This is a genomic window from Rathayibacter caricis DSM 15933 (assembly GCF_003044275.1).
GTDB classification, from domain to species: Bacteria; Actinomycetota; Actinomycetes; order Actinomycetales; family Microbacteriaceae; genus Rathayibacter; species Rathayibacter caricis.
The window spans coordinates 3055869-3072557 of the sequence record NZ_PZPL01000001.1; the positions used below are offsets into that span (position 1 = coordinate 3055869).

Genomic DNA, 16689 nt, shown 5'->3' on the forward strand with positions numbered 1-16689 from the left:
CAAGACCACCTCCAGGTACGCGGTCGACACTTGTCGGAGCACAGCGAGAGGAGACCACACAATGGCAGATCGAAGCTTGCGAGGAATGAGACTGGGTTCTCAGAGCCTGCAGAGCGAGGAGGGTGTCGTCTTCTCACCGCGTTCGACGCACACCTACCACTGCACGAACTGCGGCCACGACACCGACATGGTGTTCTCGGCCGACGCCGAGGCGCCGGAGACCTGGGAGTGCCGCGCGTGCGGTCACGAGGCCACCCTCCTGGTGGACTCGAAGCCCGTCGTCGTCGACCGCGGTGAGCAGAAGGCGCCCCGTACCCACTGGGACATGCTGCTCGAGCGCCGCACCCGCGCGGAGCTGGAGGAGCTGCTTGAGGAGCGGCTCGCCTACCTGCGCGCCCGTCGAGGCGAGCACAAGATCGGCGCTTAGCGCCGGTCTGCGTCCCGGGGCCGGGGAGCGCGCGTCCGCAGGACGAACGAGACCAGGCCCGTGAGACCTGCGGCGAGGACGTACCAGCCGAGGTTCCGGGACCACACCAGAGCCGGGGTCGTGGTGGAGGCGAGGGGGACCTCGTCCACCATGGCACCCGGCTCGAACCATGTCAGGGAGTCGAGCGTCGAGCCGTCGGGCGCGATGATCGCGCTCGTGCCGACCGTCGAGATGTTCACCACGCTCCGGCCGGTCTCGATCGCCCTCAACCGCGCGATCGCGAGCTGCTGGACGCTCTCGTCCGTGCGACCGAAGTCGGCGTTGTTCGTCTGGGCGAGGATGATCTCGGCGTCGCCGTCGATCATCGCGTTCGTCAGGGCGTCGTCCGAGATGTCGAAGCAGATCGCGATGCCCGCCAGCACGCCGTCGATGTCGAACACGTTCGGCCGGGTGCCGATCGAGTAGTCCCGGCTCACCAGATCGACGAGGTCGGGCGCGAACATCCGCCAGAACGCCCGATCCGGCATGTATTCGGCGAACGGCACCGGATGCACCTTGTCGTAGATCTGCGTCGCGCCCTCCCCCGCCTTCCACAGCAGCGAGCTGTTGTAGAAGACGTCCTCCTCGGGGTTCGTGATCGTGCCGACGATGAACGGAGCGTCCATGGTGCGGCTGAGGTAGTCGAGCACCGCGGCCGACTGGGCGTTGCGCGTCGGATCGATGTCGACGCCGTTCTCGGGCCAGACGACCATGTCGACGTCCTCGTCGAGCACGGGAAGAGTCGCGGAAGTGTGGTCCTCGAGGATCTGCCCGCGGTAGCTCTCCGAGAAGAGGCCCGCGTCGGAGTCGCCCTGGATCGCCGCGATACGGGTCGTCCCGTCGGTCGGCGCCGGCCACGCGGGGAACACCAGGGCGACGATCGCGAAGCCGGCGACCGTCGCGACTCGGGCGGTGCCGGGGACCGAGACCTCGCGGACGGCCTGCGCCAGGAGCGCCGCGAGGAACGCCACCACGAAGCTCAGTCCGGTGAATCCGATCCAGGCGGCGAGATCGGCCAGCGGGCCCGTCGACTGCGAGAGCGCGAGCCTCCCCCAGGCGAAGCCGCCGTACGGCCAGACGCTCGTGATCGTCTCGCGGCCCGCCCAGAGTGCGGCGAGCAGGGCCGGGATGCCGACCATGCGCCCGAGCGGTCCGGTCCAGACGAGGTGGCCGCGGGTGGACACGAGCGCCATCAGACCGGCGGAGAGGGCGAAGAAGATCGCCTGGAGTCCCGCCAGGGCCGCCCACGGGACGGGCCCGAGGTACAGCGTCAGCCACTCGATGTGGACGCCCCAGAACACGCCGCCGCCGACGAGGCCCACCAGCGCACCGCTCCAGAAGCCGCGACCGGCGAGCGCGAACAGGATCGCCGCGGCGCCGACGATCGCGAGCGGCCAGACGTCGGTGTCCGGGAACCCGCGGTCCAGGACCGCTCCCCCGAGCGCGGCGAGGATCAGCGCGAGCCACAGCGGTGCCGTGCGCCCCGGAGGCGCGGGAGTCGCTCCGGTCATGCGACCGCGGAGTAGGCGACGATGCCCCGGCGCACGAGGTCGAGTGCCGTGCGGGCGGCGCGGCCGACCTTGCCGTCGGCGACCACCGAGAGCTGATCGAGGAGGTCGATGGTCTGCTTCGCCCACCGGACGAAGTCTCCGGCCGCCATGTCGGCCTCGCGCAGGACGGCGTCCAAGGGCATCCCGCGGGCCCACATGTTCATCGCGAGCGCGAGGCTCGTCGAGATCGGGTTGCTGCCCGGCAGCCGGTGGTCGCGCTCGACGTCGTCGAGTCGCGCCCAGAGCAGCTGCGTCTTCTCGAGCGCTTCGGGGAATCCGCCGCGCGGGAGGAACTTCTCGTTCAGGGTCCCCTCCTCGCGCCGCGGCTCGAAGACGAGGCAGCACGCCATCGCCGCGAGGCCGGCGGGATCGAGCTCCGTCCAGGCCTGCTTGCGGAGGCACTCCGCGACGAGCAGATCGCGCTCCCCGTAGATGCGGCGCAGGGTCCGCCCGTTCGGCGTGAGCGAGAGCTCGCCCGCGTCGTCGCGCCGGAAGTAGCCCAGCTCGAGGAGGACCTCGGTGATGCGGTCGAAGACCTTGGCCACCGCTCCGGTGCGCGAGCGGATCTGGCGCTCGATCTCGTCGGTCTCCCGGCGGAGCTTCCACCACCGCTCGGCCCAGCGCGCGTGCTGCTCCCGATCGGTGCAGGCGTGGCAGGGGTGCGCCTTCATCCGGCGACGGAGCGAGGTCAGCTGCCCCTGCCTCTTCTCGCGCTCGGCGTGCGAGGCGGACTCCCCCCGGACGGCGCCGCGGCGCTCGAGCTCGCTGATCTCGCGCCGGATGGCGGCGTACTGCTCGAAGTCGCCCAGGTGGCACTGCATCGCCGCGACGTAGCCGTCGAGCGACTCCTCCTGCTGGCGAACCCGTCGTGCGAGGTCGACGACGGAGCGGTCGGCCTGGAACTGGGCGAACGAGGACTCGAGGATCTCGCGCGTGCGCATCCGGCCGAACTGCTCGATGAGGTTGCAGGCCATGTTGTAGCTCGGCCGGAAGCTCGAGTTCAGGGGGTACGTGCGGCGCGAGGCGAGCGATGCCACCGCCTGCGGGTTCATCCCGCCGCGCCACTGGATGACGGAGTGGCCCTCGACGTCGATGCCGCGCCGGCCCGCGCGACCGGTCAGCTGGGTGTACTCCCCCGGAGTGATGGGGACGCGGGCCTCGCCGTTGAACTTCTCGAGCTTCTCGAGCACGACCGTGCGGGCGGGCATGTTGATGCCGAGCGCGAGGGTCTCGGTGGCGAAGACGACGCGCACGAGCTTGCGCAGGAACAGCTCCTCGACGACCTCCTTGAAGGCGGGGAGCATGCCCGCGTGGTGGGCGGCGACCCCGCGCTGCAGTCCGTCGAGCCACTCCCAGTAGCCCAGGACGGCGAGGTCCTCGTCGCGGATGGTGCGGCAGCGCTCCTCCACGATGGCGCGGATCTCGTCGCGCTCGTGCCGCTCGGTGAGCCGGACCCCCGAGCGCAGCACCTGGCGCACCGCCTGGTCGCAGCCTGCTCGACTGAAGACGAAGAAGATCGCGGGGAGGAGGTTCTTGCCCTCGAGGATCTCCACGACCTCCGAGCGCTGGACGAGGTCATCGGCCGGACGGGTGTCCTGGAACCGACCACGGCCCCGGCCGCGCGGGCCTCCCCTGCCGCCGCGCTCGACGCGCGTCCCGCCCTGAGCGAGACGCGCCAGCTCGGGGTTGACCCGGTTCGTCGCGGCCCGGCCCGAGGAGTCGAACAGGTCGAGCAGCTTGCCGCCGACGAGCACGTGCTGATCCAGCGGCACCGGGCGCTCCTCCGACACGATGACCTCGGTCTCGCCCCGGACGGTCTGCAGCCAGTCGCCGAACTCCTCGGCGTTGGACACCGTCGCGCTGAGCGAGACGAGGCGGACACGCTGCGGCAGGTGGATGATGACCTCCTCCCACACCGCCCCGCGGAATCGATCGGCGAGGTAGTGCACCTCGTCCATGACCACGTACGCGAGATCGCGCAGCAGATCGGAGTCGGCGTAGAGCATGTTCCGCAGGACCTCGGTCGTCATGACGACGATGCGGGCCCGGGCGTTGACGTTCGAGTCGCCGGTGAGGAGACCCACCTCGGACGCGCCGTAGTCCTCGACGAACTCCTGGAACTTCTGGTTGCTGAGCGCCTTCATCGGCGTCGTGTAGAAGACCTTGGCGGTCGGGTCCTGCATGGCGAGGTGGATCGCGAACTCGGCGACGGCGGTCTTCCCCGCACCCGTGGGGGCCGCGACCAGGACGCTCCGACCGTCGTCGAGAGCGCTGCACGCCTCGTACTGGAACGGATCGAGGTCGAACGCGAGGGTCGAGCGGAACGACTCGACCCTCGCGTGGCCCTGGCGGGTGCGGAACGCGGCGAACCGCTCCGACGGGGACTGATCGCTCACGCGGGCAGGTCGGAGGCGGTGCCGTCGAACACCGGCTGGCGCTTCGCGACGCGACGGTCGTGGAGGATCGCGATGCCGCAAGCGAGGAAGAACAGGACGATGATCGGGATCGCGAGCAGGAACATCGAGATCGGGTCCGCCGCGGGAGTCGCGATCGCGGTGAAGAAGACGATCACCATGATCGCGATGCGCCACGACTTCAGGATCAGCATGCCGGGCAGGATCCCGAGGAAGTTCAGCAGCACCAGGAACACCGGCAGCACGAACGCGATGCCGACCATCAGGACGAGCTTGAGCACGAAGTCGTAGTAGTACTTCGCATCGATGAAGCTCGCCGCGTTGTCCCCGGTGAAGCCGGTGAGCAGCTCGACGATGTGCGGGAAGACGAACCAGCCCGCCGCGCAGCCCGCGAAGAACAGCGGGATGGCCGTCAGGATGAACCCGAGCCCGTACCGCATCTCCTTCTTGGTGAGACCGGGGACGAGGAACGCCCAGATCTGGTAGAGCCACACCGGGCTCGCGATCACGATGCCGACCGTCATGGCGATCTGGAGGCGCAGATCGAAGGCGCCCGCGATCGTCGGGAAGTTGAGGATCGCCTCTTTGCCCTGGGTCGACGCCACCTCGAGGATGGGCGCCTTGAGCGACTCGAAGACCCACTCCGAGACGAACCATCCGGCGATGCAACCGAGAACGATCGCGATCGCCGACTTGAAGAGCCGGTTGCGGAGTTCGATCAGGTGAGCGCCGAGGGACATGCGCCCCTCGGGATCCTTCCCCGATCGCTTCGTCCGTGGCTTCTTCGCTGCCACGGACGTCATTACTTGAGCGGTGACTCGGGCGGCGTGGTCGTGCCGGTGCCGGTGGTCGAGCCGGTGGTGGTACCGGTGGACGACGCGGGACCCTCGGTGGAGCGCTCGGAGCCGTCCTCCTCCTTCATGGTCTTGACCTCGCTCTTGAAGATGCGCATCGACTGGCCGACGCTGCGCGCGAGCTGCGGGAGCTTGGGCGCACCGAAGAGCAGGAGGATCACGGCGAGGATGATGAGGAGGTGCCACCCCTGGAGGCCAGCGAACATTGCAGACTCACTTTGCTTGTCGGTTGCGGTGTACCAGGAGCTTACCCCGTTCGACTCGCGCCGACCGGCGATCCTCGGTCCTGTCACGGCGGGAGTCGCGACGCGACTCGTGGGCCCGTCGCACCGCGTCGCGATCGGCGAAGAGCGACGACGGGGGCCGGGCGACGACCGGATCGCCGCCCTCGGGCTGGATCGCGTCGAGCTTCGCGGTGAGCTCGTCGAGCTGCCCGAGCAGAGCGCGACCCTTGCGCCAGTACGACACCAGGAAGAGCGCGAGCACCGCCAGCGCGGCGATCGCGAGCACCGCCCAGATCAGGATCCACGACCACCAGGTCACGACTCCTCCTCCCCGTTGGCCCGCAGAGCGGCGAGAGTCCACTGGGCCACGGCGTCGCGAGCGGCGGGCGGAGCGACGACGGTCACGAGGCCGGGCAGGGAGGCGACCAGGCGGGTGAGGCCCTCCAGGTGCGCGACGCGGATCCGGACGAGCACTCCCTGCTCCGCCTCATCGGCGGGAACCGGCGGGAACTCGGCGTCCACGGCGTAGTCGCCGAGGAGCGGGACGGAGCTCGGCGCGACGCGGAGATCGACGAGCAGATCGGAGTCGGACGCCTCGAAGAGGCGATCCGGCAGCGTGACCTCGTTGCGGCGCCGAACGATCGGCGATCCGGTGTCGGCGAGACCGCGCATCCGATCGACGCGGAACGTGCGGACGCCCTCGCGGAGGTGGCACCAGCCGCGGAGGTACCAGTCGCGGTCGACGGACTCGAGGAGGAAGGGGTCGACCAGTCGCGACTCCGTCTCGCCGCGGGCGTTGCGGTAGTCGAAGGCGAGCTGGGTCCCCGAGGCCAGAGCGGTCCGGATCACCTCGAGCCCGGCATCGGCCCCGGTGCCGCGCGCGACGGCCACCGCGCTCGGCGCCGAGGAGGCTCCGCGCGACAGCTTGCCCATCAGGGCGGCGATGCGGTCGTTGCCCTGGTTCTCGGGCAGGGCGGCGAGGTACTGCATGCCGGCGATCAGCGCGGCCGCCTCCCGCGCCGAGAAGCGGGGCGAGTCGTCGATGGCGACCTGCTGGGTCAGGACGACGTGGTCGTTCTCCTCGAAGTCGTCCCAGCTGATGTCGAACAGGTCGTTCGCCTGGTACTGGGCCGTCTCTCCCGGGATGCCCGACACGGCGATGAGGCGGACGGCGCGCCGCACCTCCTCCGGGGCGATGTCGAAGTGCTCGGCGACCTCGCCGACGCTGACCCGGCCGCGGTCGAGCAGGTACGGGACGAGGGAGAGCAGGACCGCGAGGCGGTCGCGGGCCTGGAGCGTGCGGGGCCTAGCCATCGTGACTCCCTCCGGGGTCGGACTGCAGGCGGTGGTCGGACAGGGAGCGGCGCAGGCGGCGGACCACCGCGTCGCGCAACTCGAGCGGCTCGAGGACGACGACCTCGGGGCCGTAGCCCGCGAGCTCGTCGGCCAGGATGTCGGCGTCCGTGAAGTGGAGGCGGAGCAGGTGCTCGCCCTCCCCCGCCGTCTCGGCACGGCGGCCGAGGCGCAGCGCCGCGTCGGAGTCGGGCGCCACCCGCAGGAGAGCGGTGTTGCGGCGCAGCACGTCGTCGAGCTGGGCGAGCGCCGCGACCGCGTGGTCCCCCTCCTCCGGAGCGAACGTGCGGCCCGTCGACGCGACCGGCCCGACGATGCGGGAGAGGAGGAAGGTGCGCGTCCCCTCCGCACCCTCGTCCCAGGCGTGCAGATGCCAGCGGCCCTGGTGGTTGACGAGGGCCCGCGGCCGGACGACGCGGACACGCGGCTCGGCGGCGCCGGGCTTGAGGTAGGGGAAGCGGACGACCTGACCGCGGTCGAGCGCGGTGCTCAGCGGCTCGAAGGAGGCTTCGCGGACCCGGATGGACGGGCTGATCCCGATCACGGGGTCGACCGACTCCACGCCGATCGAGCGGAGCTTGATCAGCGCCCGGCGGGACTCGGCCGAGAGAGTGCCCTCCCGCCACACCGCGCCGGCGAGGCGGAGCAGGGCGACCTCCTCCGGATCGAAGGAGATGTCGGCGGGGAGATCGTAGCTGCGCTTCGCGATGCGGTAGCGCACGGTCTGCGTGTTGCCCGGGTCCCCCGGGGCGTCGACCGTCTCGATCGGGATGCCGAGCTCGCGCAGATCGTCCTTGTCGCGCTCGAACTGCCGCTCGAGCGAGGCGCGATCGCCGCGGTCGGACCGCTGGCGGTAGCCCTGCACGGTCGAGAGGACGTCCGCCTTGGTCAGTCCGTTCTCGGCGGCGACGAGGGCAAGCACGAGGTTGAACAGACGCTCCTCGGCCGGGATGCGGCTCGAGGGAGAAGCGTCGGCGGGCACGCCTTCCAGTCTAGGGCGCGGCCCGGGCGGCGCCGGGGACTCAGACGGTGCCGAGGATGTCCGCGACGAAGATCAGCGTAGATCCGGCGGGGATGGCTCCCTGTTCGGTGTCGCCGTAGCCCTGGTCGGGCGGGATGATCGCGATGACCTGCGAGCCGACGGGCTGGTCGATGAGGGCCTCGGCGAAGCCGGGGATCACTCCGCCCTGGGTCGTGGAGCCGTCGGCCGCGGTGAAGACGACCGGCGCGCCCTTCTCCCAGCTGGAGTCGAAGGTCTCGCCCGTGCTCCAGAGCCAGCCGGTGTAGGCGACGACGACCTGGTCGCCCTCCTCGACGACCTCGCCGTCACCCTTCTTCAGCTGCGCGATCTCGAGCTCGGTCGGAGCGTCGCCCGAGGGCTTCGCCAGCCCCGGCTGACCGTTCTCGTCGAGAGTCACGGTCGGGAAGCCGCTGGGAGCGGGCTGCTGCTCGCCGTTCGCGCGGGCGAGCGAGGCGCTCTGCACGTCGGCGACCAGGACGAGGGTGTCCTCGGGCGAGATGCCGAGCTGGGCCGAGGACTCGCCGAAGCCGTCCTCCGGGGCGATCGCGATCGCGACGCGAGAGCCGACCTGCGTGCAGAGCAGGCCGTCGTTCAGGCCCACCAGGCCGGAGCCGCCCACGGCGAAGCGCGCGGTGCTCTCGCCGTCGTACGGGGAGGCCTCGAGCACGCTGCCGTCGGCGCCGTTGACGAGCGTGTAGTCGATCGTGACCAGCTGGCCCTTCTCGAGCGGGTCGCCCGAGCCCTCGATCAGGGTGCTGACCTGCGAGGTCGAGACCTTCAGCGGGCTCGGCACCGTCACGTCGGGCTGCGAGCCGAAGTCGCCGCTCGCCTCGACCGCCGACGACGAGTCGCCGGAGGAGAAGGGGGCGTCGCAGTCGGCCGTCGGCGAGGACGCGGAGCATCCCGCGAGAGCGGCGACGATGCCGATGCTGGCGATGAGCGCGGTGGTGCGGCGCACGGGTCCTCTATTCGACGGGTGGAGCGGGGGCCCGGGTGCGGGGCCATCGGGACGGCGGCCCGGAGGCCGGAATCAGCTTAGACGATGCCCTCGTCGCCCTCGGAGCCGTCCGAGGGCTCCTCGGCGCCGAAGCCGCGCGCCCGCGACAGCTCGGCGCTGGTCGCCGATTCGCGGACCCGCTTGCGGAGGCTCTTGGGGCTGACCGCCCGCTCGCCGAGTGCGCCGGGTGTCCAGGCCTCGACGTCCTCGTCGCTGAAGTCGGTCTTGGACGGGCGGCGCTTGAGCTCGGGGAGCACGGTGTCCGGAGCGAGCCGGCGCGCGGTGATCAGGAAGCCGGTGTGCCCGATCATGCGGTGGTCCGGGCGCACGGCCAGGCCCTCCACGTGCCAGCCGCGCACCATCGTCTCGTTGGAGGACGGGTTGGTGAACAGGCCGGACGCGCGGATCGCCTCGGCCGTCCGCGAGAGCTGCGTCACGGTCGCGACGTAGCAGAGCAGCACTCCGCCGGGGGTGAGGGCCTCGGCGGCGACGTCGAGGCACTCCCACGGCGCGAGCATGTCGAGGACGACGCGGTCGGCCTCGCCGGAGGGCACGGCTCCGGGCAGCTCGTCGACGAGGTCGCCGACCGTGACGCTCCAGTTGTCGGGCGTGTACCCGAGGAACGTCTCGACGTTGGCGCGGGCGACGTCGGCGAACTCGTCGCGGCGCTCGAAGGACGCCAGTCGGCCGGTCGGGCCGACCGCGCGCAGGAGCCACAGCGAGAGGGCGCCGGAGCCCACGCCCGCCTCGACGACGCGCGCGCCGGGGAACACGTCCGCGAGCGCGAGGATCTGGGCGGCGTCCTTGGGGTAGACGATCGCCGCTCCGCGCGGCATCGACATCACGAAGTCGGCCAGGAGCGGTCGGAGGGCCAGGTGCTCCACTCCGACGGTGTTGACGACCACGGAGCCGTCGGGCAGGCCGATGATCGTGTCGTGCTCGATCCCTCCGCGGTGCGTGTGGAAGACCTTGCCCGGGATGAGCGTGATGGTGTTCATCCGCCCCTTCGGCCCGGTCAGCTGGACGCGGTCGCCCGCGCGGAAGGGTCCGGAATGCTGCAGTGCCTCACCGGTCATCGGAGGGCCTCCGTCTCGGTCGTGAGCGGTCGGTCGCCGCGGTGCTCGGAGGACACCAGCGCGAGGTCCGCGAGGGTGCGGCCCGCGAGGGTGGGCCAGAGGGAGTAGGGGGCGTCGGAGTCGAGCTCGAGCTGGTGGGGCACGCCGATCGCGGCGGCGCCGGAGGCGACTGCGGCGGCGAGGCCCGCGTGCGAGTCCTCGATCGCCACGCACGCGCCGACGGGCACGCCGAGGGTCCGCGCGGCGAGCAGGTACGCCTCGGGGTCGGGCTTGCTCCGCTCCACCATGTCGCCGCTGACGACGGCGTCGAACGCCGGGAAGGGCAGGCGGTCGACGACGGCGTGCGCCATCCGTCCGATGGACATCGTCACCAGGGCCTGGGGCACGCCCGCGTCTCGCACCGCGGCGAGGAGCTCGAGCGCCCCGGGCCGCCAGGGGATCTCGACGGCCAGCTGCGCGACGACCTCGTCGGTCATCCGGTCGATGATCTGCTCGACGCTGAGGTCGACGCCCTTGCCCTGCAGGATGCGGGCGGAGGCCGGCAGCCCCGATCCGACGAGGCTCATCGCGTCCTCGTGGGTCCAGACACCGCCGTAGGACGCGACGAGCGCGTGCTCGGAGGCCATCCAGTAAGGCTCGGTGTCGACGAGCGTGCCGTCCATGTCCCAGAGGACCGCGGCCGGGGCGTCGAGGGTCGGGCGCGCGGCGGAGGAGTCGGAAGTCACGAGCGACCATCGTACCGGCAGCCCTGCAGGAGCCGTCCGTACGCGGACAGCGGAAAGCACCGGCGTCGCGCGGGCGCGGGCGGGGCGGGTCCTATCCTTGTGCAACGGGTGCCCGCGGACCGCGCAGGCCCGGACCTCGAGCCGAACGCGGAGATCGTGCCTATGAACGTGATCAAGGGAAACGTCCTCGTCGTGGCCTTCGAAGGCTGGAACGACGCAGGGGACGCCGCGAGCGGGGCGGTCCGCCTCGTCAAGGACGACGGCGACTACGTGCCCCTGTTCGCGGTCGACGCCGAGCAGTACTACGACTTCCAGTACACCCGTCCGATGCTCTCGATCGGCGAGGACGGCCGGCGCACGCTCGCGTGGCCCGGCACCCAGATCTTCGGACCGGCCGACACCTCCGTCCACGCCGAGAGCGCGCTCTACGTGATGATCGGCACCGAGCCGTCGCGCAGCTGGAAGAGCTTCGCCGCGGAGGTCGTCGACGCGATGCTCGCCATCGACATCTCGGCCGTCGTGTTCCTCGGCGCGATGCTCGCCGACGTCCCGCACACCCGGCCGATCTCGATCTTCGCCTCGAGCGAGAACGCCGAGCTGCGCTCCGAGCTCGAGCTCGAGCGCTCGAGCTACGAGGGCCCCGTCGGCATCCTCAGCGTGATCGGCGACGCGGCGCAGAAGGTCGGGATCCCCGCCGTCTCGATCTGGGCCTCGGTCCCCCACTACGTGCACAACGCGCCCTCGCCCAAGGCGATGCTGGCGCTGCTCGAGAAGCTCGAGGAGGTCGTCGGCCTGGGCATCCCCCGCGGCGACCTCGTCGAGGAGGCCGAGGAGTGGGAGCGCGGGATCGACGCGCTCGCGGCCGACGACGAGGAGATGGCCGCCTACATCGCCCAGCTCGAGCAGGCGCGCGACACGGTCGACTCGCCCGAGGCGAGCGGCGAGGCCATCGCGCAGGAGTTCGAGCGCTACCTCCGTCGCCGTGGCGACGGCCGCTCGGGCGAGGAGCCGTGGCGGGCGTGACCTGCTGAGCCGCGCGTCGCCGCGGCTCCTGCCGAGGATCAGCCCAGGCGGATCCCGAGCAGGGCGTCGACGGTGTCGCGCAGCAGCGCGGGGTCGTCGACCCCGGTCGTCGCGACGGCGTCCACCAGTGCGATCGCGCCCGGAGTGTCCATGTCCTCGCGGAGGACGACACGGAGCCGCTCGAGCACCTCGAGAGCCGAGGCGGTGCCGGTCGCCGCGAGCGACGCCTCCCAGCGGCCGAGGCGCTCGACGGCGGCGGGCAGATCCTCCGGCAGCCACTCCCAGTCGGAGCGGTAGTGGTGCGCGAGGAGCGCGAGGCGGATCGCCCGCGGATCCGCTCCCTGGGCGCGCAGTCGCGACACCAGGACGAGGTTGCCGAGCGACTTGCTCATCTTCTCGCCCTCGTAGCCGACCATGCCGGCGTGCGCGTAGGCGCGGGCGAGCGGACGGCCGGACAGCGAGGCGGCGTGACCGGCGCTGAACTCGTGGTGCGGGAAGACGAGGTCGCTCCCGCCGCCCTGCAGCGTGAAGTCGGGGCCGAGCCGATCGAGCGCGATGACCGAGCACTCGATGTGCCAGCCGGGGCGGCCTCGACCGACGGCGGAGTCCCAGGCGGGCTCCCCCGGGCGCTCGGCGCGCCAGAGCAGCGGGTCGAGCGGGTGCCGCTTGCCGGCCCGCTCCGGATCGCCGCCGCGGAGTGCGAACAGCTCGGCCATGGCGGCGGAGTCGAGTCGGCTCTCGCTGCCGAGGTGCCAGACGGCGCTCTCCGCCGCGGCGACGTCGTAGTAGAGGTCCGCGGCGCCCTCGGTCTCAGCGTCGGGCGCGGGGACGCGGTAGGCCACTCCGTCGCGCTCGAGACGGGCGACCGCGTCGGCGATCGGCTCGACGCTCTCGGTGACGCCGATGTAGTGCGCCGGCGGCAGGATGCGCAGCGCGGCCATGTCCCCGCGGAACAGCTCCACCTGCTCCTCGGCGAGGTCCCGCCAGTCGACGCCGGTCGCCGTCGCGCGCTCGAGCAGCGGGTCGTCGACGTCGGTGATGTTCTGCGCGTAGTCGACCTCGAGACCCGCGTCGCGCCAGAGCCGCTGCACGGTGTCGAAAGCGAGATAGGTCGACGCGTGACCGAGATGGGTGGCGTCGTACGGCGTGATGCCGCAGACGTAGAGGCGGGCGGTCCCCTCCGGAGCCGCGAGCTCGACGAGCCCGCCGGTCGAGGTGTCGTGGATCCGGGGCACGGGTCCGGCTCCCGGCAGAGCGGGGAGGTCCGGGGAGGTCCAGGCGCGCATCTAGGCGGCGATGAGCCCGGTGCTGAGCGCGACCATCAGGACACCGCCGAGCAGGATCCGGTAGATCACGAACGGGAGGAAGCTGCGGCGCGAGATGTAGCCCATGAAGAACGCGATCACGACGAAGCCGACGACGAACGCGACCACCGTCGCCACGAGCGTCTCGACTCCGCCGACCTGGATCTGGTTCGGCAGGACCTCGGGATCGGTGAGGCTCTTGTAGAGCTGGTAGAGCCCGCTGCCGAACACGGCGGGGATGGCCAGGAGGAACGAGTAGCGGGCCGCCGCGGCGCGCTCGTAGCCCATGAAGAGACCGGCGGTGATGGTGCCGCCCGAGCGCGAGACGCCCGGGATGAGGGCCAGCGCCTGCGCGCCGCCGTAGATGAGTCCGTCGCGGCCGTTCAGATCGCGCAGACGGCGCTTCTTCGCTCCGACATGGTCGGCGATGCCGAGCAGGATGCCGAAGAGGATGAGCGTCGTGGCGACCACCCAGAGCGAGCGGAGCGTCGTCTCGATAGCGTCCTGGAAGATCAGGCCGAGGACGATGATCGGAAGGCTGCCGATGATGATCAGCCAGCCCATCCGGGCGTTCGGGTCGGAGCGGGGCACGCGGCCCACGAGCGACCGGCACCAGTTGCCGACGATCTTCACGATGTCGCGCCAGAAGTAGATGATCACCGCGGTCTCGGTGCCCAGCTGCGTGATCGCGGTGAACGCCGCACCCGTGTCGCGGCCGCCCAGGCCCGGCAGCAGCTCGCTGACGATGCGGAGGTGGGCGCTGGAGGAGATGGGGAGGAATTCGGTCAGACCCTGGACGAGTCCCAGGATCAGCGCTTCGAGCAGGCCCATGCGTCACTTTCGAGGAGGGCTGGGGCGTCGTCGGCCAGCAGGCGGTCGGTGGCGGTCGGAAGGCCGGCCTCAGGATCGCAGGAGCAGATCGGTCAGGACCTTCCTGCCAAACACTAGTGCGTCGAGCGGAACCCGCTCATCGACCCCGTGGAACAGCGCGGGGAAGTCGAGGGACCCCGGCAGCTGCAGCGGCGCGAAGCCGTAGCCCGTGATGCCGAGGGTCGAGAGGGCCTTGTTGTCGGTCCCTCCGGAGAGCAGGTAGGGCAGCACCTCGACCTCGGGGTCGAACCGCCGGAGCGACGCCGCCATGCTGTCGACCAGGGGGCCTGCGAACGGGACCTCGAGGCCGATGTCGCGGTGCTGGACCTCGATCTCGATGTGCTCGCCGGCGAGCTCGCGGATGCGCTCGAGCACCGCGTCCTCCTCGCCGGGGAGCACGCGGACGTCGACGACGGCCTCGGCGAACTCGGGGATGACGTTGGCCTTGTAGCCGGCGGAGAGCATCGAGGGGTTCGCTGTGGTGCGCAGCGTGGCCGCGATGAAGCGCGAGGCGGTGCCCGTGGCGATGGCGAGCTCCTCCGGAGTGCTGCGCTGGGGGTCGCGGCCGAGGATGCGGGCGACCTCGCCGAGGAGCTCGCGCGTGGTGTCGGTGAGGCGGGTGGGCCACTCCTCGCTGCCGATGCGCGCGATCGCCTCGGCGAGGCGCGTGACCGCGTTCTCGCGGTTGATCTGCGACCCGTGGCCGGCGGTGCCGCGAGCGCGGAGCTTCAACCAGAGCAGCGCCTTCTCGCCGGTCTGCACGAGGTAGGCGCGCGTGCCGTCGAGGTCGATGGAGTAGCCGCCGACCTCGCTGATCGCCTCGGTCGCCCCGTCGAACAGCTCGGGACGGGTCTTCACGAGGTGCCCGGAGCCGCGCACGCCGCCCGCCTCCTCGTCGGCGAAGAACGCGACGACGAGATCACGGGAGGGTCGACGGCCGGAGCGGAGGACGTCGCCGAGCGACGCCAGGATCATCGCGTCCATGTTCTTCATGTCGACGGCGCCGCGGCCCCAGAGCATGCCGTCCTTGATGACTCCGCCGAAGGGGTCCACGCTCCAGTCCTCGGCGATCGCCGGGACCACGTCGAGGTGCCCGTGCACGACGAGGGCGCCGCGCTCGCGGTCCTCCCCCGCGACCCGGGCGACGACGCTCGTGCGGCCCGGGTCGGAGTCGACGAGTTCCGGCTCGAGGCCGAGGTCGCGCAGGTACGACGCGACGTACTCGGCGGCCTCCCGCTCGGGCTCCGCCCTGCCCTCGCCGTAGTTGCTCGTGTCGAAGCGGATGAGGTCGCGCGCGATCAGCGCGGTCTCGTCGAGCTCCTGGTCGGGAACGGAGGAGGAGGAGGCGCTGGTCATGCCCCCACGCTACCGGCGGGCCGCGGTCATGGACCGCTCCGAAACCGTGCTAATGTCTTCTTCGGCCGCGGAAACGCAGGCCGGAAACAACACTCGTCCGGGTGGCGGAAATGGCAGACGCGCTAGCTTGAGGTGCTAGTGCCCGTATAGGGCGTGGGGGTTCAAGTCCCCCCTCGGACACAGATCGAGAACGACGCATCGGAACCCCTGTTCCTCTTCGGAGGAGCGGGGGTTCTCGTGTTTCCGGAGGTGCTCCGCTCGGTTCGGACGCTCGGCTTTGTCGGGATCGGGCCGGCGGGCGGGCTCGAATCACGCCGGGGGTATCGTGCGGGCAGCCCACTCGCGGATCACGCGGTCGAACCGCTCCGGGTCCAGGTTGTACTCCCCTCCGTGCACCGTGTCGGGGAACGCGGCCACCTCGACGAACCGCGCGTTCGCCGCGGCGAAGCGCTCCGTCAGCGCGAAGGGGACCTCCGGATCGCCGACGGAGTGCACGACGAGGGTCGGCACGGACACCAGCGGACCGGCGCCCCAGTCGAGGGCGTCGAGGTCGATCGGAGCGGGGAGCCCGACGATCCTGCTGAGGACCGGATCGCCGAGGGCCCACTCCGCGAGCCGCCCCGCCCCGCTGGGAAGACCGGCGCGAGCCGCACCGTGACGGATGGCTCCGCGCCAGGTGGTCGCGGGGCAGACGAGGACGAGGCCGGCGATGAGGGCGCGATGCGCCGAACGCTCGTGGAGCAGGAGCGCGATCTGCGCGCCGAGCGACCAGCCGACGAGGACGATCGACCGGGCGCCCTGCGCGACGGCGTGATCCAGGGCAGCCTCCACGTCGGCCCACTCGGCCTGTCCGAGCATCGACGCGCCCCGCGGAGTGCCGGGGCCGTCGCCGTCGCCGCGGAAGGAGGGGACGATCGAGGTGAAGCCGAGCTGCCGAGCGACGGGGACGGAGCGCAGCGACGTGATGCGCGTGGTGCGGATGCCGTGGATGTGCACGGTCCACACATCAGCCTCGGGACCCGCGCCCGGGAAGACCCAGGCGGGGGCCGTTCCTCCGGGGACGACGAGGTCGACGGAGCCGACCTCGACCCCGAGCTGCTGCGGCGCGGCGAACACGTGACCGGTCCACCGGACGGGACCCGGGCTGATCGCGGCGCCCCAGGAGCCGAGGACTTCGCGCTCGACCAGGCGTCCCGAGTCGCGGGTGCCGAGGACGGCGCCGACGCGCACGTGCCCGTCGCGCGACGGGGACCAGATCCCGAAGGACCCGGGACGGGTCGTCGCGTCGTCGGCGTCGAGGACGACGGACTCGGCCGACGCCGAACGGAGACGCACGAACCTCGGCCGACCGCCGAGCACGACACGGCGGGCGAGCAGCACCCCGACCGCGGCGACCACGGCTCCGACCGCCCCTGCCGCGACGACGACGGTCGCGGCGGCGCGCTCCCCCGGCACC

The 16689-nt window shown here is 71.5% G+C and carries 16 protein-coding genes and 1 tRNA gene; 3 read left to right on the forward strand and 14 right to left on the reverse strand.

Annotated elements, in window-relative coordinates:
• Nucleotides 1-61: 61 nt before the first annotated feature.
• On the forward strand, nt 62-427 hold the full coding sequence (locus C1I63_RS14240; RefSeq protein ID WP_055792134.1) for an RNA polymerase-binding protein RbpA: 366 nt from the start codon (nt 62-64) through the stop codon (nt 425-427).
• On the opposite strand, the gene lnt is transcribed toward C1I63_RS14240, so the two are convergent.
• The 10 genes from lnt to C1I63_RS14290 all read right to left on the reverse strand — a co-directional run bounded on the left by lnt (nt 424) and on the right by C1I63_RS14290 (nt 10680).
• Nucleotides 424-1977 (reverse strand): apolipoprotein N-acyltransferase, encoded by a 1554-nt coding sequence (lnt, locus tag C1I63_RS14245; RefSeq protein ID WP_107575203.1) that lies wholly within the window; start codon nt 1975-1977, stop codon nt 424-426. The genes C1I63_RS14240 and lnt overlap by 4 nt on opposite strands.
• Nucleotides 1974-4412: a DEAD/DEAH box helicase gene (locus tag C1I63_RS14250; RefSeq protein ID WP_107575204.1), complete on the reverse strand. Its 2439-nt coding sequence runs from the start codon at nt 4410-4412 to the stop codon at nt 1974-1976. Before C1I63_RS14250 ends, lnt begins: the two co-directional genes overlap by 4 nt.
• On the reverse strand, nt 4409-5170 hold the full coding sequence (gene tatC / locus C1I63_RS14255; RefSeq protein WP_055792125.1) for a twin-arginine translocase subunit TatC: 762 nt from the start codon (nt 5168-5170) through the stop codon (nt 4409-4411). The genes C1I63_RS14250 and tatC overlap by 4 nt, the downstream gene beginning before the upstream one ends.
• 62 nt (nt 5171-5232) lie before the next feature.
• Nucleotides 5233-5490, reverse strand: coding sequence for a Sec-independent protein translocase subunit TatA (gene tatA, locus C1I63_RS14260; protein ID WP_055792117.1), 258 nt, complete (start codon nt 5488-5490; stop codon nt 5233-5235).
• Nucleotides 5491-5497: 7 nt separating this feature from the next.
• The gene (locus C1I63_RS14265) at nt 5498-5827 is read right to left on the reverse strand and encodes a hypothetical protein (protein WP_107575205.1); all 330 of its coding nucleotides are present in this window, start codon (nt 5825-5827) and stop codon (nt 5498-5500) included.
• Nucleotides 5824-6822, reverse strand: a complete 999-nt coding sequence (locus C1I63_RS14270; protein ID WP_107575206.1) for a helix-turn-helix transcriptional regulator — start codon at nt 6820-6822, stop codon at nt 5824-5826. Before C1I63_RS14270 ends, C1I63_RS14265 begins: the two co-directional genes overlap by 4 nt.
• Nucleotides 6815-7843, reverse strand: coding sequence for a helix-turn-helix transcriptional regulator (locus tag C1I63_RS14275; RefSeq protein WP_107575207.1), 1029 nt, complete (start codon nt 7841-7843; stop codon nt 6815-6817). The genes C1I63_RS14270 and C1I63_RS14275 overlap by 8 nt, the downstream gene beginning before the upstream one ends.
• Before the next feature lie 40 nt (nt 7844-7883).
• Nucleotides 7884-8840, reverse strand: a complete 957-nt coding sequence (locus C1I63_RS14280; protein ID WP_107575208.1) for an FKBP-type peptidyl-prolyl cis-trans isomerase — start codon at nt 8838-8840, stop codon at nt 7884-7886.
• Between the two features lie 77 nt (nt 8841-8917).
• Nucleotides 8918-9955 carry a tRNA (adenine-N1)-methyltransferase gene (locus C1I63_RS14285; RefSeq protein ID WP_107575209.1) on the reverse strand — a complete coding sequence of 346 codons (1038 nt, stop codon included), beginning with the start codon at nt 9953-9955 and terminating at the stop codon, nt 8918-8920.
• A complete protein-coding gene (locus C1I63_RS14290) occupies nt 9952-10680 on the reverse strand; it encodes an HAD family hydrolase (protein WP_268788515.1) in 729 nt (242 codons plus the stop codon). The genes C1I63_RS14285 and C1I63_RS14290 overlap by 4 nt, the downstream gene beginning before the upstream one ends.
• A gap of 162 nt (nt 10681-10842) precedes the next feature.
• On the opposite strand from C1I63_RS14290, the gene C1I63_RS14295 reads away from it, so the two are divergent.
• A complete protein-coding gene (locus C1I63_RS14295) occupies nt 10843-11703 on the forward strand; it encodes a proteasome assembly chaperone family protein (protein ID WP_055792100.1) in 861 nt (286 codons plus the stop codon).
• A gap of 38 nt (nt 11704-11741) precedes the next feature.
• On the opposite strand, the gene mshC is transcribed toward C1I63_RS14295, so the two are convergent.
• From mshC to C1I63_RS14310, 3 genes are all read right to left on the reverse strand, one after another.
• The gene (gene mshC, locus C1I63_RS14300) at nt 11742-12989 is read right to left on the reverse strand and encodes a cysteine--1-D-myo-inosityl 2-amino-2-deoxy-alpha-D-glucopyranoside ligase (RefSeq protein ID WP_107575210.1); all 1248 of its coding nucleotides are present in this window, start codon (nt 12987-12989) and stop codon (nt 11742-11744) included.
• Complete coding sequence (locus C1I63_RS14305) at nt 12990-13838, reverse strand: undecaprenyl-diphosphate phosphatase (RefSeq protein ID WP_055792095.1); 849 nt, start codon at nt 13836-13838, stop codon at nt 12990-12992.
• A 69-nt stretch (nt 13839-13907) separates the two neighbouring features.
• Nucleotides 13908-15233, reverse strand: coding sequence for a M20/M25/M40 family metallo-hydrolase (locus tag C1I63_RS14310; RefSeq protein WP_107575211.1), 1326 nt, complete (start codon nt 15231-15233; stop codon nt 13908-13910).
• Nucleotides 15234-15328: 95 nt separating this feature from the next.
• Here C1I63_RS14310 and C1I63_RS14315 point away from each other — a divergent pair.
• Nucleotides 15329-15413, forward strand: a tRNA-Leu gene (locus C1I63_RS14315).
• Nucleotides 15414-15542: 129 nt separating this feature from the next.
• Here the strand turns inward: C1I63_RS14315 and C1I63_RS14320 are convergent.
• Entirely contained in the window at nt 15543-16688 is a 1146-nt protein-coding gene (locus C1I63_RS14320; RefSeq protein ID WP_107575212.1) for an alpha/beta hydrolase family protein, read from the reverse strand.
• Nucleotide 16689: the final 1 nt, after the last annotated feature.